This is a genomic window from Evansella sp. AB-rgal1 (assembly GCF_041820985.1).
Lineage (GTDB): Bacteria > Bacillota > Bacilli > Bacillales > Salisediminibacteriaceae > Evansella.
Map to the genome: position 1 here is coordinate 29376 of NZ_JBGUAU010000013.1, position 25545 is coordinate 54920.

18 protein-coding genes are annotated in these 25545 nt (G+C 37.6%); 17 read left to right on the forward strand and 1 reads right to left on the reverse strand.

Annotated features, from left to right (window positions below; translation table 11 throughout):
- The first annotated feature begins 59 nt into the window (after positions 1-59).
- From ACERII_RS12485 to ACERII_RS12565, 17 genes are all read left to right on the forward strand, one after another.
- Positions 60-578, forward strand: a complete 519-nt coding sequence (locus ACERII_RS12485) for an NUDIX hydrolase (RefSeq protein ID WP_373642693.1) — start codon at positions 60-62, stop codon at positions 576-578.
- A gap of 509 nt (positions 579-1087) precedes the next feature.
- Positions 1088-2140: an ABC transporter substrate-binding protein gene (locus ACERII_RS12490; protein ID WP_373642694.1), complete on the forward strand. Its 1053-nt coding sequence runs from the start codon at positions 1088-1090 to the stop codon at positions 2138-2140.
- A gap of 171 nt (positions 2141-2311) precedes the next feature.
- Positions 2312-3325 carry a FecCD family ABC transporter permease gene (locus ACERII_RS12495; protein ID WP_373642695.1) on the forward strand — a complete coding sequence of 338 codons (1014 nt, stop codon included), beginning with the start codon at positions 2312-2314 and terminating at the stop codon, positions 3323-3325.
- Positions 3318-4352: a FecCD family ABC transporter permease gene (locus ACERII_RS12500; RefSeq protein WP_373642696.1), complete on the forward strand. Its 1035-nt coding sequence runs from the start codon at positions 3318-3320 to the stop codon at positions 4350-4352. Before ACERII_RS12495 ends, ACERII_RS12500 begins: the two co-directional genes overlap by 8 nt.
- Before the next feature lie 25 nt (positions 4353-4377).
- Entirely contained in the window at positions 4378-5175 is a 798-nt protein-coding gene (locus ACERII_RS12505) for an IucA/IucC family C-terminal-domain containing protein (protein WP_373642697.1), read from the forward strand.
- A 238-nt stretch (positions 5176-5413) separates the two neighbouring features.
- A complete protein-coding gene (locus ACERII_RS12510) occupies positions 5414-6223 on the forward strand; it encodes an ABC transporter ATP-binding protein (protein ID WP_373642698.1) in 810 nt (269 codons plus the stop codon).
- A gap of 812 nt (positions 6224-7035) precedes the next feature.
- On the forward strand, positions 7036-7179 hold the full coding sequence (locus tag ACERII_RS12515) for a hypothetical protein (RefSeq protein WP_373642699.1): 144 nt from the start codon (positions 7036-7038) through the stop codon (positions 7177-7179).
- Positions 7180-8009: 830 nt separating this feature from the next.
- Positions 8010-8693: a TasA family protein gene (locus ACERII_RS12520; protein WP_373642700.1), complete on the forward strand. Its 684-nt coding sequence runs from the start codon at positions 8010-8012 to the stop codon at positions 8691-8693.
- A 135-nt stretch (positions 8694-8828) separates the two neighbouring features.
- Positions 8829-9785, forward strand: a complete 957-nt coding sequence (gene tapA, locus ACERII_RS12525; RefSeq protein WP_373642701.1) for an amyloid fiber anchoring/assembly protein TapA — start codon at positions 8829-8831, stop codon at positions 9783-9785.
- Between the two features lie 3 nt (positions 9786-9788).
- Entirely contained in the window at positions 9789-10385 is a 597-nt protein-coding gene (gene sipW / locus ACERII_RS12530) for a signal peptidase I SipW (RefSeq protein WP_373642702.1), read from the forward strand.
- Positions 10386-10422: 37 nt separating this feature from the next.
- A complete protein-coding gene (locus ACERII_RS12535; RefSeq protein ID WP_373642703.1) occupies positions 10423-11388 on the forward strand; it encodes an LPXTG cell wall anchor domain-containing protein in 966 nt (321 codons plus the stop codon).
- Positions 11389-11622: 234 nt separating this feature from the next.
- Positions 11623-12144 carry an NUDIX hydrolase gene (locus ACERII_RS12540; RefSeq protein ID WP_373642704.1) on the forward strand — a complete coding sequence of 174 codons (522 nt, stop codon included), beginning with the start codon at positions 11623-11625 and terminating at the stop codon, positions 12142-12144.
- Positions 12145-12693: 549 nt separating this feature from the next.
- A complete protein-coding gene (locus tag ACERII_RS12545; RefSeq protein WP_373642705.1) occupies positions 12694-18504 on the forward strand; it encodes a bacterial Ig-like domain-containing protein in 5811 nt (1936 codons plus the stop codon).
- A gap of 237 nt (positions 18505-18741) precedes the next feature.
- Positions 18742-18864, forward strand: coding sequence for a hypothetical protein (locus ACERII_RS12550; RefSeq protein WP_373642706.1), 123 nt, complete (start codon positions 18742-18744; stop codon positions 18862-18864).
- A gap of 534 nt (positions 18865-19398) precedes the next feature.
- Entirely contained in the window at positions 19399-19896 is a 498-nt protein-coding gene (locus ACERII_RS12555; RefSeq protein ID WP_373642707.1) for a zinc ribbon domain-containing protein, read from the forward strand.
- Between the two features lie 27 nt (positions 19897-19923).
- The gene (locus tag ACERII_RS12560; RefSeq protein WP_373642708.1) at positions 19924-21597 is read left to right on the forward strand and encodes a zinc ribbon domain-containing protein; all 1674 of its coding nucleotides are present in this window, start codon (positions 19924-19926) and stop codon (positions 21595-21597) included.
- 73 nt (positions 21598-21670) lie between these two features.
- Entirely contained in the window at positions 21671-23512 is a 1842-nt protein-coding gene (locus ACERII_RS12565; RefSeq protein WP_373642709.1) for a zinc ribbon domain-containing protein, read from the forward strand.
- Positions 23513-23571: 59 nt separating this feature from the next.
- On the opposite strand, the gene ACERII_RS12570 is transcribed toward ACERII_RS12565, so the two are convergent.
- Complete coding sequence (locus ACERII_RS12570; protein ID WP_373642710.1) at positions 23572-25494, reverse strand: 5'-nucleotidase C-terminal domain-containing protein; 1923 nt, start codon at positions 25492-25494, stop codon at positions 23572-23574.
- Between the last annotated feature and the right edge of the window lie 51 nt (positions 25495-25545).

Here is a 25545-nt window from a genome sequence, read left to right on the forward strand (position 1 = left end):
TGGTGCGGTTCTTTGAGTTAGGCATAACCGAGATTTTTCCGATGAAAGGGTGAAAAGTAATGGAGATTTGGGATATATACGATAAGGATAGAAAACTTACAGGTAGAACGATGGTGCGTGGAGAATCCTTTGAAGCGGGAGACTTTCACCTTGTGGTTCATGTTTGTATTTTTAACAATAAGGGTGAAATGTTAATCCAACAACGGCAACCTTTTAAACAAGGATGGTCTAATATGTGGGATTTAACGGTAGGAGGTAGTGCCATTGCAGGAGATACAAGCCAGCAAGCGGCTGAGCGGGAAGTTTTGGAGGAGATAGGTTATATAATTAATCTTCATGGAGTAAGGCCGTCCTTTACTGTTAACTTCGAAGTTGGCTTCGATGATTATTATCTTGTTGTGGAAGATATTGATATTGGGGAACTAACCTTACAGCCGGAAGAAGTACAGCAAGTTAAGTGGGCTTCAAGGGATGAAATCATGAGGATGATAGACGAGGGGATATTCATTCCCTATCATAAGAGTCTGATAAATCTACTGTTCGACATGAGGAAGTATATGGGGCCACGTGTTCCTTAGGGTAGGAAGCAGCGGGGACGGTTCTCGCTGCTTCCTATTTGAAAAGGTAAGCAGAAAGCATAAAAATTAAAATTTTTGGACTTAGAAAATGGTCTAGCTCCAGGCGCCATTACATCGTGTCAAATAACCTGGACGATTAAAAGCAAAAAGCGATTTTAATCGTCCAGAGCATTTGGATTTCGGTGATGAGAGGGCGCTTTTTTTTATTTTCTGGGTTTTTGGGGTACAGGTGCATGTCACTACCAGAATAACAGCGTCGGTTAATGAGAGTGAAATGGCAAATAAAAGTGGTTTAAAAACCGTTTCGAGTGAAAGTTTATAAGTGCCACAACCCGAAATTTGTAGAACAGGAAGCAGTGGGAACCGTCCCCACTGCTTCCCCACTGCTTCCCACTGGTTTTAAAAAAAAGGGGTTGATATTCGTTATTTCTCATCGTATACTAGTAATTGATATTGATAATCAATATCAATTAAAACAAAACCACTAGATTAGTAGGAGGAATTATTTCATGATCAAAACTAGGATGAATTCATACAAGAAAGTTACCACCTTTTCTTTACTAGCGTTCTTTCTTGCATTTACTTTGTTTTTAACGGGGTGTGGGGAAAACGAATTAGATCAAAACGAGAATAATGGTGAGACTGAAAATACGGAAGAGTCAGGTACAGAAGAGCAAGAGCAAGAGCAAGAAACGGAACATGAAACTGCGGCAGATGGCGTGAGAGTAATTGAGCATGCTATGGGTACAACAGAAATTGAAGGCACGCCAGAGAGAATTGTTACCCTTTATCAAGGAGCGACGGATGTTATCGTTGCATTTGGTGTGACTCCTGTGGGTGTCGTAGAATCTTGGGTACAACAACCAGTTTATGATTACTTAAAGGGTGACCTCGAAGGTGTTAACATTGTTGGTCTAGAAACCCAGCCTAACCTAGAGGAGATTGCAGCACTTAACCCAGATCTAATCATTGCATCTAAACTGCGTCACGAGGAAGTGTACGAACAGCTTTCACAAATTGCACCTACAGTTACCCACGAGTCTGTGTTTGCTTTTAAAGAAACAGTAGAACTAATGGGTGAGGCAATGAATAAGCAAGAGGATGCTGCACAACTTCTTGCAGATTGGGATGCTAGAGTGGCGGACTTCCAAACAAAAGCAGCTGCTGAATTAGGAGAACAATGGCCAATTGAAGTTTCTATCTTAAACTTTAGAGCAGATCATGCACGTATTTATTTCACAGGATTTGCTGGTTCTATCTTGGCTGAGCTTGGTTTCGAACGCCCTGAGAATCAAAAAAGCGAAGAGTGGGGAGTAATGTTGTCTGACAAAGAAAGCATTCCTGAAATGAATGCAGACATCTTCTATATTTTTAACGAAGACGACGAAGCAGTCCAAGCTACTTTTGAGGAATGGACTAGTCATCCGTTATGGGGAAATCTTGATGCTGTACAGAACGATCAAGTATTTATAGTAGATGAAGTTACTTGGAACATGGCAGGTGGATACATCGCAGCGAACTTGATGCTAGACGATATTTCCGAACGACTTGGCTTAGAATAAATAACTTTTTTCAGCGAGGGCAGGAGGATATTCCTCTCAGCCCTTGCTTGTTTTGGTGAAAAAAATATTGTATTACAAAGTAACAGGTGAGGATACCTCACTAAAGTGGATTAATATAAACTTTTACAGCGATCTTGTCAGAATAAATACTGCGCTAGAAAGGGGAAAACAATGAAGTCAATTTTTTCCCGTATTCCCAAATTTATTATATTTCTTCTATTCCTATTTCTTTTTATTATAGCTATTTTTTTAAGCGTTGCCTTGGGAAAAACAGCAATCCCTCTGTCTACGGTTGTGGATGCTTTTTTAAACTATGATGAAACGGTCACAGAACATGTCATTATTATGACATCTCGAGTATCAAGAACAGTTATTGCAATAGTTATAGGGGCAAGTTTGGCCATTTCAGGAGCACTGATGCAAGCACTTACAAGAAATCCCCTTGCTTCGCCAGATATATTTGGCATCAATGCAGGAGCTTTATTTTTCATTGTATTTGCGGCAACCTTCCTATCGGTCTCATCGTTAGTGGAATACATGTGGATCGGTTTTTTAGGGGCGGCAGTTTCAGGTGCACTTGTTTATTTTCTAGGATCCCTTGGAAGAGATGGTCTTTCTCCCATCCGAATAGTACTGGCTGGTGCTGCAATTACTGCTTTGTTTGTTTCGTTTACACAAGGCATCTTAGTCCTCAGTGAACAAAATCTGCAAAGTGTTCTGTTCTGGCTTGCGGGTTCCGTTGCTGGGAGGTCTATGGATATGCTGCTGCCGATTTTACCATTTATGCTAACGGCGGGAATTGTTGCACTTCTTATGGGGCAAGCCACGAATATTATGATGTCTGGGGAGGACGTTGCCAAAAGTTTAGGTCAGCGGACAATTCTTATAAAAGTAACGATTGGGGTTATCGTGGTTTTCCTAGCTGGAGGATCTGTTGCTATTGGCGGGGCGATAGGGTTTATCGGTTTGATAGTTCCCCATATTGTGAAAGGAATTATTGGTATCGATTATCGTTGGGTGATTCCCATGTCGGCTATTACAGGGGCAACGATATTACTTTTTGCAGATGTTGCAGCAAGGCTTGTGATCATGCCGCAGGAAATGCCTATCGGAGTTATGACTGCGATGCTGGGCACGCCATTCTTTATTTATATTGCAAGGAAAGGAGTGGGAAGAAGTGAGTAAATTTGTTATAAGAAATAAAAGCGGCTCCATCTCCTTTCAAATCCACAAAAAAACCGTTGCCACGATTTTGGCACTGTTCTCATTTGCTGTTATTTTGTTTCTTCTTTCTTTATCAGTGGGAAGTTCGTGGATATCACCTGTCAAGGTAGTACAACAGATGGTAGGTATCACGAATGAATATGCCTTTGTTATTGAGTCACTAAGATTACCACGGGTAGCCCTTTCTTTTCTTGTGGGCGCTGCCTTAGGGGTAGCTGGGTTGATTTTGCAAGGAATTGTTCGCAATCCCTTGGCATCACCTGATATTTTAGGAATAACTGGTGGTGCTTCTGTAGGGGCAATTATTTTTCTTATGAGCTTTGCTGGAACAGTAAGTATTAAATGGCTTCCACTTGCGGCAATCATGGGAGCAGCCATCGTTTCCGTAATTATTTATTTGCTATCATGGAAAAATGGTGTAACACCGATTCGACTTGTTTTAATTGGTATTGGTGTCGCTGCAGCTATGAGTGCAATGACGACAATGATGATTGTATTAAGTGATGTTACTTCTGCCCAAAGAGCCTACCTTTGGCTTACAGGTAGTATTTATGGGGCCAATTGGGGAGATGTATATGGTTTGCTCCCTTGGGTAGTGGTTCTTATCCCCATTACAATGCTTTTTGCAAGGACGGTGAATGTAAAAGGATTAGGGGATGACGTAGCTACTGGACTTGGGGCAAGGGTACAGCTTTACCGTTTTTTACTTCTGTTTATTAGCGTTGCCTTAGCAGGTTCCGCAGTATCCTTTGCTGGTGGGATCGGTTTTGTTGGGTTAATAGCTCCTCATATCGCTAGGAAACTCATTGGGTTATCCTTTGCAGCGTTAGTACCAACAGCTGCGCTAATTGGCGGTGTCATTGTTGCTGTTGCTGATGTGGTTGGTAGAACCGCCTTCTTACCACTGGATATTCCTGCTGGAGTTTTCACGGCGGGAATTGGTGCACCATTTTTTATTTATTTATTATATAAAAATAGAAATCTATAATCTATACATCGGAGGGGGAATACAAATGGCAGATGAATCGACCTTCTTTGCGTCACTTAGTCAGGAAGAACTGGATTATTTAACGGAGAATTTTAGATTAACCACTAATCAATTTGCAGAAAAACAGTATTCATTTCTCCCTCAAAGTTTAGTAGACGTGGCCACTTGCGCAAACTATTTAGAGGAATTAACTCATCTTCTCCAATCTCCTTCTATGAAAGTTACTGCATCTCAGTTTTCGAAGCGATATGCTTTTTTAGCGATTGCCCCTAGCCTTTACGCAATGTCTATGTATAATAAAGGGTTACATTTGGATGTTGAAAACTGCTATGTAGAATCTAATCAAAAGGACGATCTATGGCTGCCGAGAATGGGGTTGAACAATATGCAGGTATCAGTACCAGAAGATGGGAATAGAAACGCTTGGCGTGATGAGGTCATCCACTCTATTTTTGCAAATAACATAGCGAAAGTGTGGAAGAACATAGCTACGGTGGCCAACGTTTCTCTGTCAGTTTTATGGGAAAACACTGGCGTATATGTTTATTGGCTATACGAAGAGAAAATGGGTACTCTTGGGGAAATGGATGGAAGTCAATGTTCTATAATCCAGGGCGATTTAGAATATCTTGTTCGTGAAGCATCTTCCATGTTGTTTGGAGAACCCTATAATCCTTTGCAGAAGTTTTATTCTCCAAGATGCAAGGAAACTTCTTCAGGTAAGATGGTGCGAGAAAGGAAAACCTGTTGTTATTATTATCAAATGACCTCTACACCAGCTTATTGTCATTCGTGTCCAATTCAGTTTCGGAAAAAGAAGTAATTGCCATTTTTCTAAGATGAACCTAATTTTTATGAGTTGGTAACTGCTTACTTTACAGTTTATCCAAATTCAATTTTATAATTGAAAAACGTTTTCAATTATATTGACAATGGTTCTCAATTAAAATAGACTTAGTTTACTAAGTGATTTTACTACTTATAAACTTAAAAACTATAATAATCAAACAATAGATATGATGTTAATTCAGCTTAGAGTAAACGAAAGGGAGTGTAGGGAAATGTATGGAATAGAAACGAATACCCTTACCCTTGGTTATGGGGAATCTGTTATCATTGATAATTTGGATTTGAAAATACCAAAGGGGGAAATTACCGTTTTTATTGGTGGAAACGGATGCGGGAAGTCAACATTGCTCCGATCCTTAGCTCGATTGTTGAAGCCAAAAAGTGGCTCTATACTCCTTGACGGCTCTCTTGTTCATAAAATGGGTACGAGAGATGTGGCAAAGCAATTGGCTATTCTTCCACAAGGTCCAGAAGCGCCAAAGGGATTAACGGTCCAACAGTTAGTAAAACAAGGAAGATATCCACATCAAAATTGGTTGAAACAATGGTCGAAGGATGATGAGGAAAAGGTAACACGTGCGTTAGCCTCTACTGGAATGGTTGAATTTGCTGATAGGGAAGTGGATTCCTTATCGGGGGGGCAAAGACAGCGGGCATGGATCGCTATGGTTTTAGCACAAGATACGGACACAATTTTGTTGGATGAACCAACGACGTATTTAGATATGACCCACCAAATTGAAATTCTTGATTTATTGTTCGATTTAAATGAAAGAGAAAATCGTACGATTGTAATGGTTCTACACGATCTTAATTTAGCGTGTCGCTATGCTCACAATCTTGTGGCGGTACAGGATAAAAAGATTTATGCGCAAGGGAAACCTGAAGATGTCGTTACATGTGAACTTGTGAAGGCTGTATTTAGAATGGATTGCCAAGTGACAAACGACCCTCTTTTCGGAACACCACTGTGCATCCCATTTGGAAAAGGCCGTTGTATCACAAATCTGAATTACAAATAGGAAGCATCGGGAACGGTTCTCGCTGCTTCCTTTTTTTGTTTACGTAGGTGCCACCTCCTACCGTCCGAAAGCAGTGGGGACGGTTCGAGACCAGTGAAAAAGTAACGAAAAAAGTGAAAGCTAAGTATAAAGCTAATATTCTTCATATTTCTACTCCATTTTTCTCCACCAGACCAGACATTACTTTGCTCCCATGAGTAGGATCTCGTCGTCACCTTATTAGGAAATACCTAGGTGCAAAGGATCCCGTTATTATTCGCATTTACTAAAAAGGAAGAATTATGCGCTGAGTAAATTGAAAATTGACCTTTTAGTTCTGTTAGCTTTAATTTATTTTCGAATCTAGCTGAACCAAGCTCAATAAGGAATTGATTAAAAAGGTTGGTGCCTGTGTCACTACCCGAAGTTTGTTAGTTTGAACCACTTCTCATGTTTGATGTGGAAATACTTCCTCTTTTTTTACAACATATTAGGAGAGTATCCATAACTAAATATGATTTGAATCAATAATCTACGTTATATTGAAAAAATAGAGTATATCGACTCTTGAGCGAGCATAAATAGGTATTCCTTTTTAAGAAACGTTTGTAATGAATTGTATATACATTTTAGTAAATTAGATTAACAAACATAGAAGCTTAATCAATGAGTGAACATACTAAGGAATAATTGACAAACTGTTCAGATTTTTCCCAACGGATGTTATGACAATGACCTTTCCTTATTGAGAGACTCTTTATGTAAAAAATTGTTGTTTATTATTAATAGTAGAAAGTGAGAAATAAGGAAATATAAGTAGGGGGAGTAGTGTGTTGAAGTATGGAAATGAGGACGATGTGATGTCCGCGAAAGATACCGTCTATAACGAAACTAGTTTAAAAAGAAACGATCTAAACAATAAGCCTAACTTGAAAATTAAACATATTGAGGATGTATATTTGGAAGACGAATTATAAGGAAATATATGACCATAAAAACTTTTTATTTTTTCAAATAGAAAAGAGTTATAGGTAGAGACATATTAGAAAAGAGAGATGAAATTTGATTAATCATGTACTAGTTTGCGATCTATTTTCAGGGCTGAGGCATTTGGTGAATTATGTCGTTGGCTAATAATTATACAAACTTCATCCAATATGTATCTTATAGAAATAATATTCTAATAACTTTCCGGGAATTTTTTATTGGTATTTTAACCGGAGATATTATCAACATATAATTAGTTGCCAATACATTCTCTTTAAAAGTACTATCCTCCATTACTGTTCTTCCCATTTACCTCGTTTTCGTTTTTTTAACAAAATCTATGCTTCATAGGGTTTAACGTGAATCGGTTTGAAAGTTAAATTTTGAGAGAGATACTTAAAAAGTAATACAGATTTTAGGTATATCTTTTCTTAAGATTAGTTATTTGATATGTTTACCACCAATTTATTAAACTCTTATTCTTCGGAATGAGAGTTTTTTATTTGGTTATTGTACCTAACAATCATTTTGTTCTATATAAAGAAAAAATAAAGTGTTTTAGTGAGATATTCTTAGTAAATAGAAGAAATATCAAGGGTTTGTGTTCTTAATAAAGGAATTCGGACGAATGAGAGGGTTTTCAATTATATTTTTGTGGATTATACTTAGCTTACAAATTCGTTAAAACGAACAAACGATATAAATTCTGACATTGTGGTTCTTAATTAAGATTCGTTCTATTCAAGGCTGAACTCTTTGCAAAAGGCAAAGATTCACATACATTTACATACCCAAGAAGGGTCGAAAGGGAGGAATTATTTTGAGTATTAAGAAAAAGTTAGGTATGGGGATTCTGTCGGCGGCGCTCGGTATTTCATTAATTGGGGGAGCAACATTTGCATACTTTAGTGACACTGCGGTACAAACTAACACATTTGCGTCAGGAACAATTGATTTAGATGTGGATCCAGAAGTTCAAGTAGCAATGACAAACTTAAAACCAGGAGACTGGATGCCAAGAAGTTTTGAGCTTCAAAATAATGGTTCTTTAGATATTAAATATGTGGATCTAAATACAGAGTACTCTGTAACTGATTCAGACGGTAATGCAGTTGTTCCAGGACTTGCTGATGAATATGCGGAACAATTAATTGTTGAATTCTTATATAACGTGTCTGGAGACGATGATTACGAAGTACTTTTCGAAGTATCGTTGTATGATTTAGCGAATTTAACTCCAGAAGACTTAGCTACAAAAATTGATATTGAAAGAGTTATGACTCAGCCAGGGGTAATCTGGTTACCGTTTATTGGTTGGGTTGGACCACCTCAGTATGCAGATATTCCTGAAGAAGTAACTGGTATCGCAGCTGGTGACACTGCTGACTTTGACGTACAATTCCGTTTCAATGATACAGGTGAGCGTCAAAATAATCTTCAAGATTTACACCTTGAACTTACTTGGACATTCGAAGGATTCCAAACTGACGGTGAAGAAAGATAAGCAATTAATATCAGAAAAGGTGAGTCTATCTCACCTTTTTCCCCTATTTATTTCCTATCATAAATCTACAACTTGTTGTGTATTCATGATAGAAAATAAAGCGAAACGGCTAGACACATGAAGGAGGAATGGAATTTGAGGTCTACACGCACTGCCAAGTATCGGAAGAATTATAAAAAAATCATCGTTTTGGGGCAGATATTATTGATTTGGTACGCATTAGTGTTCTCCATTTCCTTATTAACAACAGAAACGGAAGCTTATTTTAGTAACTACTCCACTGCACATACCAGTATTTCTACAGCGTCCTATTGGTGGGATAAGAGTGATTTGGAAATAGTAGATAGTATTATTATTGACTTTGAAGAAGATGAAGAAGCAGAGGGCTTATGCCTACCGGTGGTCATTGAAACAACATTGAAGAATAAAGGTGTAGGAATGACAGGTAGCACGGATTACGAAGTTTTCTTTAGTGATGATGGTGATGTAGTAAATAGTGGTGAGATTATTTATACAGGAATCATAGAACCAATAGAAGAAAATGCTACTTCCCTAGTATCCTTTGAAGCACATGAAGAGGGCTATTATGTACTAAAAGTATACCAACGTGAAGGCTACAACCATAATTATGAAGAACGTTATTCTGTCTGGAGTAATGTGAGTGAGGTTGAATGTCCAGAAGTGGAAGAATCAGATGAGGAAACTAAAGAAGAATCAGATGATGAAGATACTAAAGAAGATACAGCGAAGGAGCAAGATGGCAACAAAGATGAATCTAGCGATAATACCGAAGATGATAAATCCAAAGAAGATAAGAAAGATGTAGATAAAGATAAAGATAAAGAGCTGGAAAAGGAATTGGATAAAGAGAAAAAAGAAGAAGAGAAAGAGAATGAGAAATCTCCAGAGGTAGAGGAAAAAGAAGAGAAAGATATAGATAACGAAGACGTTGATAAAGAAAAGGAAGAAGAGAAAACGCAGGAGCAGAAGGAAGAAAAGGATCAAAAGGATAATGAAAGTGACTCCTCAAAGAAAGAGACAGATACAGAAAAGTCTAATGAAGATGAAGATTCAAAACAGGATGGTGAATAAACTATGAAAGTTTTAAAAGTTACCAAAAAAATCGCGAGCGGACTAGTTACAGTGACTCTCTTTACAACCCTTGTTTTCATGGTATTCGTTGTCCTTATGACAAAAGCATCTGGTGGAGAACCTGAGATTTTCGGTCATAAAATTATGACCGTGTTATCAGGTTCCATGGAGCCTGAGTTCAAGACAGGTTCTGTAATTGCTGTAAAACCTGGAGGAGATTTAACTAGGTTTCAAAAGGATGATGTCATTACCTTTATGGAAGCAGATAATAAACTAATCACCCATAGAGTTGTAGAGGTTGTTCATAGTGGCAATCATGTTATGTATAAAACAAAAGGGGATAACAATAATGCAGCAGATAGAGAACTAGTTTTATCAGATAATGTTGTTGCAGAATATACAGGATTTACGATTCCATATGTAGGATATATAGGTAGCTTTGCTCAGTCAAGAGAAGGCGGAGCACTCTTATTACTAATACCAGGTTTATTATTAATAATATATGCTGGGACCACAATATGGCAGGCTATTTCTGAGCTGGAGAAAGATAAGAAGAAACCTCTTGCAAAGAACGGTGAAGAAGTAGAAGGCACTATGTAAACAATAATGGCTAGTCGCCACAAAAGAAGGTGATGCTATGCAGAAAAATAGTAAATTTATTATGGTAGCAACAACGGCATGTTTCGTAGCGCTTCTCTTTATCTTAAGCTTGCAGCATAATAATAGAATTTTTGCCGATGAAAATCCTATTCAGATTTCTACATCCTCTGATAAGATGTTCTTCCAGGTTGCAAACATGAAGCCGGGTGATTGGGCTACAAGAGAGCTAACCATACAAAATCGCGGTACTTCTGATTTTACCTACCATATGGAAGTGGAGAAAACAGCTGGATCAGATTTGTTGTATGAAGGGCTCTCCCTAAAGGTTGTGAATGAGTTAGGAGTTCTTTTCGATGGAGGATTAAAGGATTTTGCTGGATTTGACCCACGATTCCTAAAATCTCTTCACGAAGAAGAGGTAGAGTTTACTGTGGAATTTCCATCTCATTTAGGGAATGAATATCAAGGTTTAGAAGTCGAGGTTGAATTCCGATTTGTAGCAGAAGAAAAACCAGGCGACCCAGGAGATCCGGTTGATCCAGGAGGCCCAGGCGACCCAGGAGGCCCAGGCGACCCAGGAGATCCAGGAGGCCCAGGAGATCCGGGTGACCCAGGAGATCCAGGTGACCCGGGAGATCCAGGCGACCCAGGAGATCCAGGTGACCCGGGAGATCCAGGCGACCCAAGTGATCCAACAGATCCAGAAGATCCAGGCGACCCAGGAGATCCAACAGACCCAGAAGAGCCAGGTGAACCAGAAAAACCGGAAGATCCAGGTGGTGCAGGGAAACCAAATGAGCCAAAAGATCAAGACAATTCCACTCAAAGACCAATTGATAAAGATGTTTTAAAGGAAGACCCTAAAGATGGTCACATTCTACCTAACTCAGCTACCAATTCTTATAATTTTATGAGTATAGGAATAATTGCATTGTTTGCAGGTATCTTATTTATTCTCTGGAATCGGAGAAAAAGATATGATCATACCGCTAATAAAAGTTAACAAAGGAAGCAGTTCTCACTGCTCCCTTTGTTTTTTTCGGTATATGATATACAATTTTGATGCTTCCTAATGTAAGTAGTTGTTAGATTTCTATGTTTTACAGCAGTCTTACCTATTGTAAGGCTGCATTTTACTTTCTACTATATAAATAAACCAATACAATAAGATAAGGATGCTGTGGAATCATATATCATTATTTTATACAACTAAAAATGCTGAAAGGATGATAGACTTTTGGAAATTTGGAATATATACGACAAGGATAGAAACGTAACAGGAAGAACCATGAGAAGGGGGGAATCATTTGAAGAGGGAGATTACCATCTTGTGGTTCATGTTTGTATTTTTAACAATGAAGGTCATATGTTGATTCAACAACGGCAGCCTTTCAAAGAAGGGTGGCCTGATATGTGGAATATAACGGTGGGAGGCAGTGCTGTCTCCGGAGATACAAGTCAGAAAGCGGCAGAACGTGAAGTTCTGGAGGAAATAGGGTATAACATAGACCTTCAAGGCATAAGACCATCTTTCACAGTTAACTTCGAAGTTGGGTTTGATGATTATTATCTAGTTGAGGAAGATCTTGATATTAGCGATTTAACTTTGCAGCCAGAGGAAGTAAAGCAAGTGAAGTGGGCGAAAAAAGAAGAAATCCTGAGTATGATCGACCAGGGAGAATTCATCTCCTATCATAAGAGTTTGATAGAGTTACTGTTCAACATGAGGAAATATATGGGGGCTCGTAAAAGAAGTTGATTTTCCTAAACGGAGAAACCTTGTAACGGTTACTTTATACCACTTGTAAAACAATAGAGTTACTAGTTATAGATTAGCTGGTAACTCTAGTTGAGATTTTCAGCGAAATAACTGCTTTATACTACTCAGTTATATCTAGGTAGTAATTACTCATTATCTAGCAAAAGGTAGGTGCTACTCATTTCCATTCACAAAAATGTCAGATTTCTTCTCGAGTATGTGTTGACTCTTTTTATGAAAGCGCTTAATATTAAAAAGACAACGTTGTTATTGGCGTAGAAATAGCAATCTTGTCACTTTTTATGGTGAATAATAACAACGTTGTAATTTTTAATAGGTACCAACATTCCAATCCTTTCAATAGAACTAATTTATTTTCTTTTTTTCCTATATAGTTCATTTTTAAGGATTAGAATTAAGTCCAATCACCCAGTTCCCCTATTAAAATTATTTTACCTTGTTGAGGGAGGTAGAGAAAGTAATAGTTTACTAGCTAAAATTTTACTTTTTTGAAAGCGTAACCATCACATTATTTCTTAGGAGGAAAAGATGAGGAAACGAAGAACGAAAAGAAAACTATCAGCAATATTCTTATCAATGATGATATTTCTCTCAACAATGAATTTAGCTGTTTTGGCTGAAGGAACTGGGGATCTAGAGGTACAGCCAGATCCGTTAGAAGGCATGATTAACATTTCCAGTGATTGGCAAGGTAGTGTGTTTTATACTGTCGGTGGCCAAGACAAAATAACGGCACAAAACTTCGCAATAACAGAAAATCCAGATAATACAGTAACACTAAGAAGTTCCAATAATCGCGGAAAAATAGCTAGTGGTGATGAAGGGATTACTTATTATTTTAAGGATATTCCCGAAGATGCTAACTTTGAATTTTCTGCTACTGTACAAGTAGATTCTTGGACAACAGATATTACAGATAATCAAGTCGCATTTGGTCTCATGCTACGTGGCGATGTTCTACACAATGTCAATAAAGGAGATGGTGGACATCAAGGCTCATATGTGGCAGTAGGTGCCGTGAATCAAGTGATGCATGGTTTTTATAAAAACAAAGGTGGTAGTTACGGTGCAGGTACCAGAGTTAAATTTGACAGGGCCGTAGCTCCAGCTGCAGGTCAAGAATATGACTTGCGTATTCAAAAAATGGGGAATACTTTTGTAGTTAGTGTTGGTGAAGAGACACATATTATTGATGGCTATACTGGTGAAGTTAACTACGCGGGTCTATTCACGTCTAGAAATACAACCGTTACATTTAGTAACGTAAACCTAGCAATTGAAGGCCAACTAGATTTAGGAGATTGGGAGTTTAGTGCGTTTGGAGATAATACAAACATTACTAATGATCCTCCCCGAAACCCTGATCCAATTATTGAAAATGGATCAGTAAGGTTAGAAGCAACTGGTGGGAAAATCTCATCTGGGGTTGACGGCATTTCTTTTTATCATAAGGAAATTCCAGCAAACGCAAACTTTGAAATTACGACGAAGGCACAAGTAAATAGTTTTAAGGGTGGTGACAATCAAGTATCATTTGGGTTGATGTTACGAGATGCCATTGGTGCCCATGGAACTACAGGAGGTCATGAAGCTAACTATGTTGCTGTAGGTGGGCTTGACTTAAACAATACGACAATTGGTGGAATGAAAGGTTTCTATAAAGTAGGTGCTCAACAAACTAAATTAGATCCTGTAGGACCTCCTGTAGTAGGGGAGACCTATGATTTATCTATTAGAAAATCTGGTGACACGTACGTCGTTACAGTAAATGGTGTAGCAAGTGAACCATTAACTCTAAACAATTTATTTACTAACGACATTTTTGCAGGACTTTATGTAGCACGAGGTGCGGATATTACTTTCAGTGACTTTAACATCCATGTTGATACAAGAACTGTAACAGAATTAAATCTAGATTCATCGGAAATGAACACACAATTTTTATTAGGACAAAGCTTAGATCTAACAGAACTGAAGGTTACAGCCGTATTTGATGATGGTACACAGCAAGCTTTATCTCCAAGTGATTACATCGTTACAGGCTTTAACAGTAATGAGGTTGGCAACAATACCATTACTATTAATTATAATGGTGTAACTGCACAGCTTGATTTAACAATCGTAGCTTTATCTGTAACAGAGTTAGAAATTAAGTATTTACCAGCAAAAACGGTTTACTATAAGGGAGATAAATTTGATCCTCAAGGAATTGTAGTTGTAGCAAATTATGAAAACGGATACAAATATGCGGATCTAGCAAGCAATCAATATTCATTCTTCATTAATGATGAGCCAGCAGATGAATATATTTTTCAAGAGGCGGGAGCTGTTGTAGTAACGGTTCGTTCTGAAGAGACTTTAACAACTACAACGACATTTACTGTAAATGTGAAAGATGCAGTGCTTCGTAGTTTAGAAGTTCGTCAATTACCAGCGAAGACAGTCTACTTCCTTGATGATGAACTAGATCTTTCTGGAATTAGTGTGTACGCAAATTATTCTGACAATAGTAGTGTTAGATTACTAGCGAATGAGTATGAAATAACAAATTTTGACTCAACGGTAGCGGGAACTAAAGAACTTACCCTTACTCACAAAGAAAGAACGACGAGTTTTCATATTGAAGTAAAAGTAAAAGAATTAACAAATATCGAAGTAACAACATATCCACAAACTACTTTCTACGTTGAGGATGAGTTTACACACGAAGGATTAACTGTATCTACCGTGTATGACAATGGTGATCGAGTATTATTAGACGGTTATGCTGTAGACTCCTCCGCATTCGATTCAACGACTGCTGGAACGTATGATATTGCGATTGTTCCTACAGATGATAGTATTGAACCAATTACGTATAAAGTAACTGTTAGAGAAGCTGTTGAAGTTGAGTGGAAGAAAATGCGATTTGGACAATCGACTTCTAATCAAAGAAACTACGTCGATGTTAGAGAAGATGGAACGATAAAAGTAGTTGCCGAAGAAGGTGGCGGAAAGATTACTCAAGACCATGACGGTATTGCTTTCTATTACACAGAAGTGGATGCAACAGAAGACAACTTTGTTTTATCAGCGGACATAAAAGTAATTGAATATGCGAAAACACAACATGATGGTCAAGAATCGTTTGGAATCATGGCAAGAGATGCAATAAACTCTGTTCAAGATGCAAGTGTATTCTCCACGAACATTGCTGCTATAGGTGGCTTTAGTGGTGGAACACGAGATGAAAACGGAACGCAGTTTTTCGTTCGAACAGGAGTTTTAGCTCCGGATGGGGAAGGAAGTCGAGGTATACAAAAGCATATGCTTGAAAATGTAAGACCGACTCCTGAAACAACAGAGTCAAACTATCGTTTAACGTTATCGAAAACAAATAGTGGCTATGTTGGGCAATTAAATAATGGGGAAGAAGTAATTTCCTATACACCAGATATTTTAAATGTTCAAGATGGAAATATATATGTTGGTTTTTATGCAGCAAGATTGGCAACAATTGAAGTTAGTAACATTGATTTTTCTGTAACAGCTACAGCTACAGATGCACCAAAAGTGTTGCCACCTGCAGAGCGGGTATCGCCAGAATTAGATATCTTATCTCTTAAGAAAACTCCGCTATTGGACTATGATCTCATTGTTCGTTCCAATGTAGATGGAGTTGTAACAGTTAGACAAGGTCAAACAGTAATCGCTTCTGAAGTAGAAGTAGAGGCTGGAAAACAAATGGATGTTGATGCGACTCTAGTAGAGAACGGTAATACAAACTTTAGTTTAACGTTCTTACCAGATGATACGCAATATTTAACTTCTTATGCACCAATTGTACGTAATTTTACCGTACAAACGAAGTCATTTGAGGGAGATATTTATGTATCACCAGCTGGAAGAAGTGATGGATCTGGTACAAAAGAAAGCCCACTTAACATAGATACAGCAATTGATTTTGTGAAGCCAGGACAAACTATTTATGTTATGGAAGGTACGTATGTAAGAAATTCAAGAATCGAAATTAAAATGTATAATGATGGTACGGAAGAGGCAATGAAAAATTTATTTGCTGATCCAGAAGCTACAACTAGACCAGTATTTGATCTTGATAATAGATACGAAGGCTTCATTCATAGTGGAAATTACTGGCACGTTAAAGGAATTGATATTACGAAATCTGGTGGTAACTTAAAACCATATCATCTTGGTGGAAGCCATAACATTATTGAAAACATTAGTGTTTATGCTAATGGAGATACAGGTTTCCAAATTAGTAGAACAGACTCTTCTCAAGAAGATAAATCACAATGGCCAGCTCATAACTTAGTACTTAACAGTATTGCATTTGACAACAGAGATCCTTCTGAAAATAATGCGGATGGTTTTGCAGCTAAATTAACTGTTGGTGAAGGTAATGTCTTTGATGGATGTGTATCTCACAACAATATTGATGATGGATGGGATCTTTATACGAAGGTTGGTACAGGAGCAATTGGAGCTGTAACAATCAAAAATAGTATTGCCTTTAATAATGGCACATTAACAAATGGTCATGTTGGGAATGCTGGAAAGAATGGATTTAAGCTTGGGGGAGAAGGAGTTCACGTTCCTCACGTTATCAAAAATAGTGTTGCTTTTGGAAATGGTTACTTTGGATTTACAAGTAATAGTAATCCAGGATTAATCTTAGAAAACAACATTGGTTTTAACAACATAGGGGCAAATCTTAGTATGACAACATATGCTCATATTCCAGAAGACTTTACCATTAATGGTTTTGCATCCTACAGAACGAATTTAGTTGAAAATAGAAATGACAACTATCCTACTAACCTAGCTACGGTGAAAGATTACTCGGATGTGAATTTCATGTTTAGATCTGGTAAGTCTGTAAATGGATCGGGAATCGAACTTTCAAATAACATCTCAGATAGTTTACAACAATTATTTATCTTAGATGATAGTGGTAATATCGTTGCGGTGAAACGTGATGCCAATGGTGTAATTCAGTGGGGCGACCTATGGGAAACGTATAACGGATATATGGAAGAACCTACAGATGCAAACCCTGAAACACCAACACAACCAGAGCAACCGTCTGAACCGTCGACACCAACACAACCAGTTACACCAATTGATGGTAATCTGAATGTTGGTAAAGATGTAAAGGTTGTGAAGAAAGAAACATCAGCGGATGGAAAAGTGAAGCAGGTAGTTACAGTTGATACGGATAAGCTAGTAGAGACTGTACGAAATGCCACATCACTTGAAAGAGTAAGTTTCGCAGTTGACACGGCACCTGGTGATGTAGCACAAGTAAATCTTCCTATTCAAGCGATTGAAGCAATTAGCACAAAGAACGCTAGTGCACAAGTTGTTGTTTCAACGAAAGAAGGAGCATATCATTTCCCAGTTGCTGAGGTGAATACAGAAAAACTTGCTCAACAACTTGGTGTTGTATCAAGCGATGTAACGATTTCAATCACAATTAGTGAAACAGAAGATACTTCTGGTGCAGTTGTAAAAGGTAACTTAAATCTAGTATCTAAAATTGTTGAATTTAAAGTGTTTGCAGTTTCTGGAGAGAAGTCACTTGAAGTAAATCGCTTCAACTCTTACGTTGAGCGTGAAATTGTTTCGGAAAATATCTTTAATCCAAAAAATTCGATCGCTGTTGAGTTAATGGAAGATGGTACGTTTAGAACTGTTCCAACTGTTTTTGATGGAAACAGAGCTATTTTTAGAAGTATGACGAATAGTAAATATACAATAGTCCAAAATGATGTAGTATTTCCTGATGTAGCAGCTGATTATTGGGCGAAATCAAGTATTGACACACTTGCGTCTAAGTATATTTTTAGAGGCTTTGAGGATGGAGAATTTAAAGCTACGAATGGAACGACAAGAGCTCAGTTAGCAGTATTAATTACTCGTAGTCTTGGATTAACTTCTAATAACTCATACAATGATGAATTCAAAGATGTTAGAGGTAATGAGTGGTTTGTAACTGATCTAATCCCAGCTATTGAATCTGGTATTATCCTTGGCTTTGAAGATGGAACATTCAGAGGAAATGAGTTCGTAACTAGAGAACAAGCCGCTGCAATGTTTGCAAGGGCGCTTCAATTAACTGGTTTTGTTGAAACAAAATTAGATACAACTAAGAAACTAACAGATTATAAAGATCAAGCATCAATTCCACAATGGGTAAGAGCGGATGCTGAATTATTGCTTCAAGCAGGAATTATGAACGGAAGAACTACTGGTTTTGTTGGTAAAGAAGCAACAAACAGAGCTGAAACAGCAAAACTACTAGAATTCTCATTACGATTTATTAATTTCATGAATTAATAAGAAAGACTGACTCGAACGATGAAGAGTCAGTCTTTTTTCCAAAGGCTATGAAAAAAATTAACACCAACGTTCAACAGAGCGTTTCCAAAAGATAAAAAGTTGGACGAGGGAAAAAGTAGGTGCTACCTTTGTCGAAAAAACTACTATTTCTTCTAGATATGGAAAACAAGAGGAATGTACCTCCCGCATATTGAATTGTATTAATTGTAATTATATTCGAACGGGGGTCCCTGAATGACGATAGAAGTTGATAATTTACCGGTAGAGGAACAAGTTATATTTCGAGTCATAACAAATTTGAACAAACCAGAGAAGGAAGTTCTATGCAATTTACTTCAAGATTCAAACAAGGATTAAATTAGTATATACCCTAAAGTGAATAGATCAATAAGAAAACTAAAATCACTTGGATTGATTATAATTAATTCTAATTATGCAGGTACTGACTAAAGCTTTTTTCTATTAGAGAAAGCTCAGAACTTATTTGGAAAACTGAAGAAGATGAGTTATCGATAATCGGGATTATTGAACAAATTATGGGGCTACCGAGGAGTAAAGTTTTCTATAAGGTAACGCACATGGAGAAAATATAAGGCACTGAAAAAGTGGGAACAAACTTTTTCAGTGCCTTTCTTTTGGTTGGATGCAGTTGGGATGCAGTGGGGACGGTTCTTGTTGCTTCCTTTTTAATTAAGTAGGTGCTACCAAACTCGAAAAAAGTAGGTGCTACTTTTGTAGTATAGGAAATAGGTAGGTGCTACCTATTTCCTATAAATTCTAAAAAAATGTGTAAAAAAGCTATCTTTTTACCTAGAAATTATGTAATTTAATTTATAGGTTTATTTTTTTACCATTAATACATTACAAATCATGAAAAGGGAGGAACAAATAGTGGCAAATGACTTACAATCGAAAATTGGAGAAGGCTTATCAAAGTTTCAAGGTGGAATTGAGCAAGGGAAACAAAAATTAGCGATTGCTCAAGAGGTAAGTAAATTAAAGAAGACAATCAATGAGTCTTCACAGAAAAAATCGAAGGCGTTAATGGAGCTTGGGATACTTACATACAAAAAAATGAGAACAGGCGAAATAACGGATCCAGAATTTCAAGAAATAGCAAAAAATATTACGGGTCTAGATAAAAACATTTACGCTTCATCAGCGAAAGTTAATGAATTAAATGCAAAAGAGAATGAAAATGGTGGTGTTATCTGTACTTCCTGTGAAGCGGTGAATGGACCAGATGATAAATTTTGTGGTGGTTGTGGAGCAAAATTAGAAAAAGTGGAAGAATTAGTGGAAGTAGCTAAGAAAGATTGTAGAGAATGTGAAGAAACAATTCCGAGCTCTGCCAATTTCTGTCCTTGCTGTGGTTCGAAAGCATCATAAAAACATACATATTAGGAGGTGGAGTTCTTGTATTGTAAGCATTGTGGAACAAAGAATCCAGAAAACGCAACATATTGTATCAAAGATGGAGTTTCATTAACAAAGAACGAGAACCTTAGTGTTCAAGTAACAAAAGGTTCAACAAAGTTTTGTCGAAAATGCAGTCACCAAAATGGAAATGATGCTGCATACTGCATGTCCTGTGGAAATTCTTTAGAAAACATAGAGGAAATTACAAATTCTACGTCTATTGGTTCACTAGGAGGATCTCTCAAGCTAAAGCAACCAAAAGTTAGTGTAGGTGTTGGTGGAGGAAATTTTAGTGGATTAAAAAGCATCATCGATAAAAATAACTTGAAATCTTCAGCAATTTATAGCAGTATTTCCATTGCTATTATTTTGATAATTTCATTGATTGCCAGTACCCTTATTAACAAACGAATAGCAAACGCTCTGTTTGCGGATTTTGGTGATATTGGAAACTCATTTAACTTAAAGCTTGTTTCTACAACAGACCTGCTAATGTTGAGTCATTTAGCGGGAGTTAATTATGAAGCAATGGTTCCTGGCTTCGTGAATCTTCAATTAAACTCTGCAGGAGGACTTTTTCTTTTTCTCCTTATTCCTGCCATTGTTTTAACTATTACTGGATTTATTATTCATTATAATTCTGAGAAAAGCATTGGGGATAGACTGTATCAAGCATTGTCTGTTGCAGTCGTATATGCAGTAATCATGGGTATCATCAGCTTATTTGCAGGTGTATCTACTAATTTTTCCATTCCTGGCGAGAGTGTAAGTGCGGACATAGCTGCAAATTATTCATTCTTCCAAGTGCTATTTAGCAGCTTTATCATCAGTTCTCTTTTCGTTTTCATAGGATCTATTATAAGGCTTCCAAAAGTACAGAAAGAACAAGTAAATTCAAACTATAGCAACTCGATTTATCGTGCGGTGCTCACAACCGTTTTAGGTGTTTTCATTATGTTCGTTATTGGATATGTAAGTATTTCAACCGAAGAAGAATTGGAAATGGATCCTTTATCAAAACAGGTGGTTGCCTCTCAGTTTGGGGGATATTATTGGAACTTAGCACATCTAGGATCCCTTCGAGCAGACCTAGGGGGATTCCCTTTTAACGGAATAGATATTGAATTTACTGCCAAATACTCGATCATTGGTGGAACATCTGCATCTTATAAAGATGGAGAATGGCTTCAACTCATATATGAAACAGAAGGTTACGGCTATTCAGAGCAAGAGTTCCACGAAATGTTTGCAGAGGCTTTCGAGTATGAAGTGGAACAAGGACTTCAAGAAGCTGTAGGTGAGATTTTCGGAGGGTTCATGTGGCTACTTGTGATTGTTCCTGTTGTTTTGCATGCTTGGGCTGGAAAACAATTAACGAAGGTTTCGAATGGAAATATCTTATTCGAACTAGGCGCTTATGCTGTTGCTTTTGGTGTTATTAACGCCGTAATTGTTTCCATCACTAGATTCTCTGTGGATCTAGACTTAGGAATGAGTTTCGGAATGTTCGGAGGATGGGATCTCTTCCAAACTGTATTTACGTTTGGATTCTCCACGATCCTTACATTCCTATTGTCTACGATCCTTGCATTCGCTATCTCCTATTTAGGAGTTATGCTACTAGGGAGCGCGTCTTCCAACCAACTGAATCGGGAACGCGAGGCAGCATAATGTTACACAAATATGGAAATCTTACCCTGTCACTTTTGGTGGGGTAATGATTTTATTTAGGGGGAACAACTAGATGGAATTTTGTACAAATTGTGGTACAAAACTAGATAAGGGGTCTCCATTCTGTACGGAATGTGGGGCTAAAATGTCAACGAATCAAAAAAGTTCAAGGACAAACACAGGAAGCAAACCTGCTACAGTGACTTTACCTTCTTTTTCGCGAAAAACAAAGATTATCGTGAGCTCGGTGATTGCACTCATGCTCGTTGTTTTTGGCGCGTATAAGCTTGGAGAGTCAGTAACGGATAAAAATAAAGTTTTCGGCGCGTTTATCGATGCTATTGAATCAGGAGATACAGACTTTTTAGCTGCGAATTTATTTTCCGCAGACGATTCAATGGAAGTAACAGAAGAAACGGTTCAAGGTTTGTTGACGTATTTTCAGGAGTACCCTTATGCGAAAGAGGAATTGGTTTATGAACTAGAGAGAGTTTCTCGCTCCAGTGGTGGGCATGTAAGTTATGCAGGGGAAAGCTATGATGTGTTTGATAAGCCTTTTATTACATTTGAGCAGAGAGGGAAAAAGTTTTTCCTTTATGACAACTACCAATTTATGCTGAATCCACAGCCACTTTATATCTATACAAATTATCCGAACCTAACTTTCTTCATGAACGGTGAGGAGGTTTCAGCGAAGCTAATGGATGATGGTGTAGTGGATCTTGGTGTACATTTACCAGGCAGTTATAACGTGAGTAGTGTTTTGGAAACGGATTTTATGGAATTGGAAAAAGGAATTGACGTAAATCTTTTTTATCAAGATTACTATGAACTGTATTTAGACATTGATTATGTATGGATTGAAAGTGCTATAGAAGGGGCTTCTATATTTATTAATGGAAAAGACACAGGAGCTACTACTTCGGCTTATGGCAGTGATTTCGGACCTGTGTTACTGGATGGTTCAATGGAAATTCATTTTGAGAAGGAATCTCCTTTTGGCAAGTTGGTGACACCAGTCAGTACGTTGGATGAATATTATATTTATCCAAGCTTCACTTTTACGGAAGAGACATTGGAGGAAGTGTTTGCTTCCGTTTCTAACTATCTTCTTACTAGAACAGAAGCTTTTAGTAACTTTGATGATTCCTTAGTGGAAAATGCAACGATATCAGAACATAATGAGATTAGTGATATCATACAAAGTCTTATCGATTATGAAGAAATCTACTATGGTTTTTTCCCTGAGATACGTTATGATTTAGATTCTGTCTCAGTGTTTGAAAATGAGGGTGTATGGAACGCATATGTAGATAGTTCGGTAGACTGGGTGTTCACTAGATACTATGCATACAGCACACCATACCTTATCGAAAGGACCGAACATCATCAATTTGCGATACAATTTGATGAGCGCACTGGAAAATGGCTAGTGGATGATTTATATGATAGCTATAGTTATGACGGTGCGAATGTGGTGGTAGCAACGTTTGAGGTAGAAGAGAAGTATGCAGAAATCAATGAGCTTTTGGAAACTGCCTCTGAGCCAACTGTAGCAGATTTTGATGAACTTTTCTATACGATGGTCTCGTCCTATGTTGATGCGGTGAATGCGGTTGATTTTTCCATCGTTTCTCCAGTTATCGACCCTGGTAACCATTCTTATCGAGAGGAAGTTTCTAATTATATTGATTATCTAGAAACAAGAGGGATTACTCAGGAATTTATTGGGGTAGAGGTAACAAACATAGAGAAACAGGATGATGAATTTTACATTGTTTCCACCTTTGAGGAATATATCATCAACAACACTGATGGTAGCACCTACCGAGGTTTTGATTCAGAATACACTGTTCGTAAGACGGACGATGGTCTGAAAGTCCATGAATTACTAGAAACAAACGCAAGGAACTAAAAGTAGCACCTACCTTTATAAAAAAAGGTAGGTGCTACTTTTTCGTTCAAAGGTAGGTGCTACTTTTTAATTCGGTTTTCTACTCCTGGGATTGGCTTACCTGCAGCGATATAATTGATAGCTACTGTACTTAAGAGTTCGCCAGTATCGATCAATAGCTTTCCTTCTTGAAGCCACTCGTAACCGTCGCCACCTGCTGCTAGAAAATCATTTGTCGCAACTACAAACTTTTCATTAACATCCAGTTCTTTCCCGTCTACGAGTACTTCTGTAATGCGTTGTCCTACTGGTTTGGAAGGATCGAACGTAAAGGTTAAACCTGATACGTGTAAGAATCCTCCATTTTGATCTGGGTAATTTCGAACAGAGTGCTCTAAACTTTTCATAATATGCTTACCTGTAAGTTCTAATGCGATAACAGTATTCACAAATGGGAAGGCACTAATGACATGATCCATCTTCACTTCACCAGCTTCAATGTCTGCACGAATTCCTCCACCGTTTGTAAAGGCAATTTGTGCATCAGTTGCGTCGCGCATTGCATCTGTAATTAAATTTCCAAGATTGGACTCTTGTTTTCTAATAACCTCTCTATCAAATCCAATAAGTGTTGTATCTACAGTTCCGATCACCTCTCCTAAAGCAGTATCTACTTCTTTTTTATACTGATTTAAGGTAGCTTCCACATCTGAGTTTGCAATTAAATGAGAGTGATCTCTTACTAGGTGTCCACTAACACTAAGTAATTCCTCTTTGAAAAAAACAAGTTGAGAGATACCAACTGCTTTACTATGTTCATAAGCTTGTGCAATATATGTGTTATTGTGAAGAACAGGTTTCTCTAAAGTAGAGTGACTGTGTCCACCGAAAATAACATCAATTCCTTCCACCTTCTCTGCAACACGCTTATCAACACTATATCCGATATGAGAAGTCAAAATGATATGGTCAACGTCATCTTGCAATTCATTAATAAAGTGTTGTGCAACTTCTACTTCATTATTAAATTGTAATCCTTCTACGTTATTAGGATGTGTCTTAATAACGGTATCAGTTGCTACGAGGCCGATAAATCCTAATTTTTTTCCACCGATTTCTACAACATGGGTTCCAGCTAATAAAGTTTCACCCGTTTCTATAACTAGTACGTTCCCACCTAAAATCGGGAAATCTGTGATAGTATCTAACTCTAGTAATCGTTCATAACCGAAATTAAAGTCATGGTTACCTGCAACCATTAAATCATAGCCCATTTGATTCATTGCTTTTGCAGCAGCTTCTCCTTCGTTAAAGTTCACATAGGTTGTTCCATGGAATGTGTCGCCAAGGTCGATTAAAAGTGTATTTGGATTGTTTTCTCTTACTTCATTTGCGATATTTGCTATTTTAGCTAGACCCATTTCCCCATTTGCTTCATTATACATAACACGACCATGAATATCATTGGTATGTACAAAGGTGATTCGGTCAAAATTTGAATGGTATCTGTCAAAAAGAATATTCATATGCTCTTTTGTTAGTAAGTCATTTGGGCGAAGAGAATGATCGCTGTATCCTTGTATTAACTCTAAATTAATGGAAGTGATCAATTCTTGTTTTGCCCAGGACTGCTCTAAATCTGTAAAACTAAGATCAGTATCCAGCTCCTGATTGTTTACATCCAAATTAAGAGATCTAATCATGAAAGTTAGAGCTTGTTCTCTCGTGATTTTTTCATTTGATCCAAAAAAATTGTTTCTCATTCCGTTTGTGATGCCTAGGCGAATGGATGCTTCTACATAGGGAGCAAACTCATCACTTACGTCTTCGAAAGGAACTTCAGCACCTTCATACTGCTCCACATTAATGCCAATTTCATCGATAAATGCTGTCAAAAATTCTTGTCGAGATACACTATTATCATTGTGTGCAAGTACGACTTGTCCAACTAAAGACAGCAATAAGGACAAGCTCAAAAGTGAAACTAGAATTTTTTTCATCATCTTCCTATAACCTCCTAAATTTTTCTTACACTATAAACATACCATCAAAAA

What these genes read in the sequence shown, in the direction of transcription:
- ACERII_RS12485 (WP_373642693.1), top strand. Translation starts at nt 60, where the DNA reads ATGGAGATTTGGGATATATACGATAAGGATAGAAAACTTACAGGTAGA.
- ACERII_RS12550 (WP_373642706.1), top strand. Translation starts at nt 18,742, where the DNA reads ATGACGATAGAAGTTGATAATTTACCGGTAGAGGAACAAGTTATATTT.
- ACERII_RS12505 (WP_373642697.1), top strand. Translation starts at nt 4,378, where the DNA reads ATGGCAGATGAATCGACCTTCTTTGCGTCACTTAGTCAGGAAGAACTG.
- ACERII_RS12535 (WP_373642703.1), top strand. Translation starts at nt 10,423, where the DNA reads ATGCAGAAAAATAGTAAATTTATTATGGTAGCAACAACGGCATGTTTC.
- ACERII_RS12545 (WP_373642705.1), top strand. Translation starts at nt 12,694, where the DNA reads ATGAGGAAACGAAGAACGAAAAGAAAACTATCAGCAATATTCTTATCA.
- ACERII_RS12510 (WP_373642698.1), top strand. Translation starts at nt 5,414, where the DNA reads ATGTATGGAATAGAAACGAATACCCTTACCCTTGGTTATGGGGAATCT.
- sipW (WP_373642702.1), top strand. Translation starts at nt 9,789, where the DNA reads ATGAAAGTTTTAAAAGTTACCAAAAAAATCGCGAGCGGACTAGTTACA.
- ACERII_RS12490 (WP_373642694.1), top strand. Translation starts at nt 1,088, where the DNA reads ATGATCAAAACTAGGATGAATTCATACAAGAAAGTTACCACCTTTTCT.
- ACERII_RS12565 (WP_373642709.1), top strand. Translation starts at nt 21,671, where the DNA reads ATGGAATTTTGTACAAATTGTGGTACAAAACTAGATAAGGGGTCTCCA.
- ACERII_RS12495 (WP_373642695.1), top strand. Translation starts at nt 2,312, where the DNA reads ATGAAGTCAATTTTTTCCCGTATTCCCAAATTTATTATATTTCTTCTA.
- ACERII_RS12570 (WP_373642710.1), bottom strand. Translation starts at nt 25,494, where the DNA reads ATGATGAAAAAAATTCTAGTTTCACTTTTGAGCTTGTCCTTATTGCTG.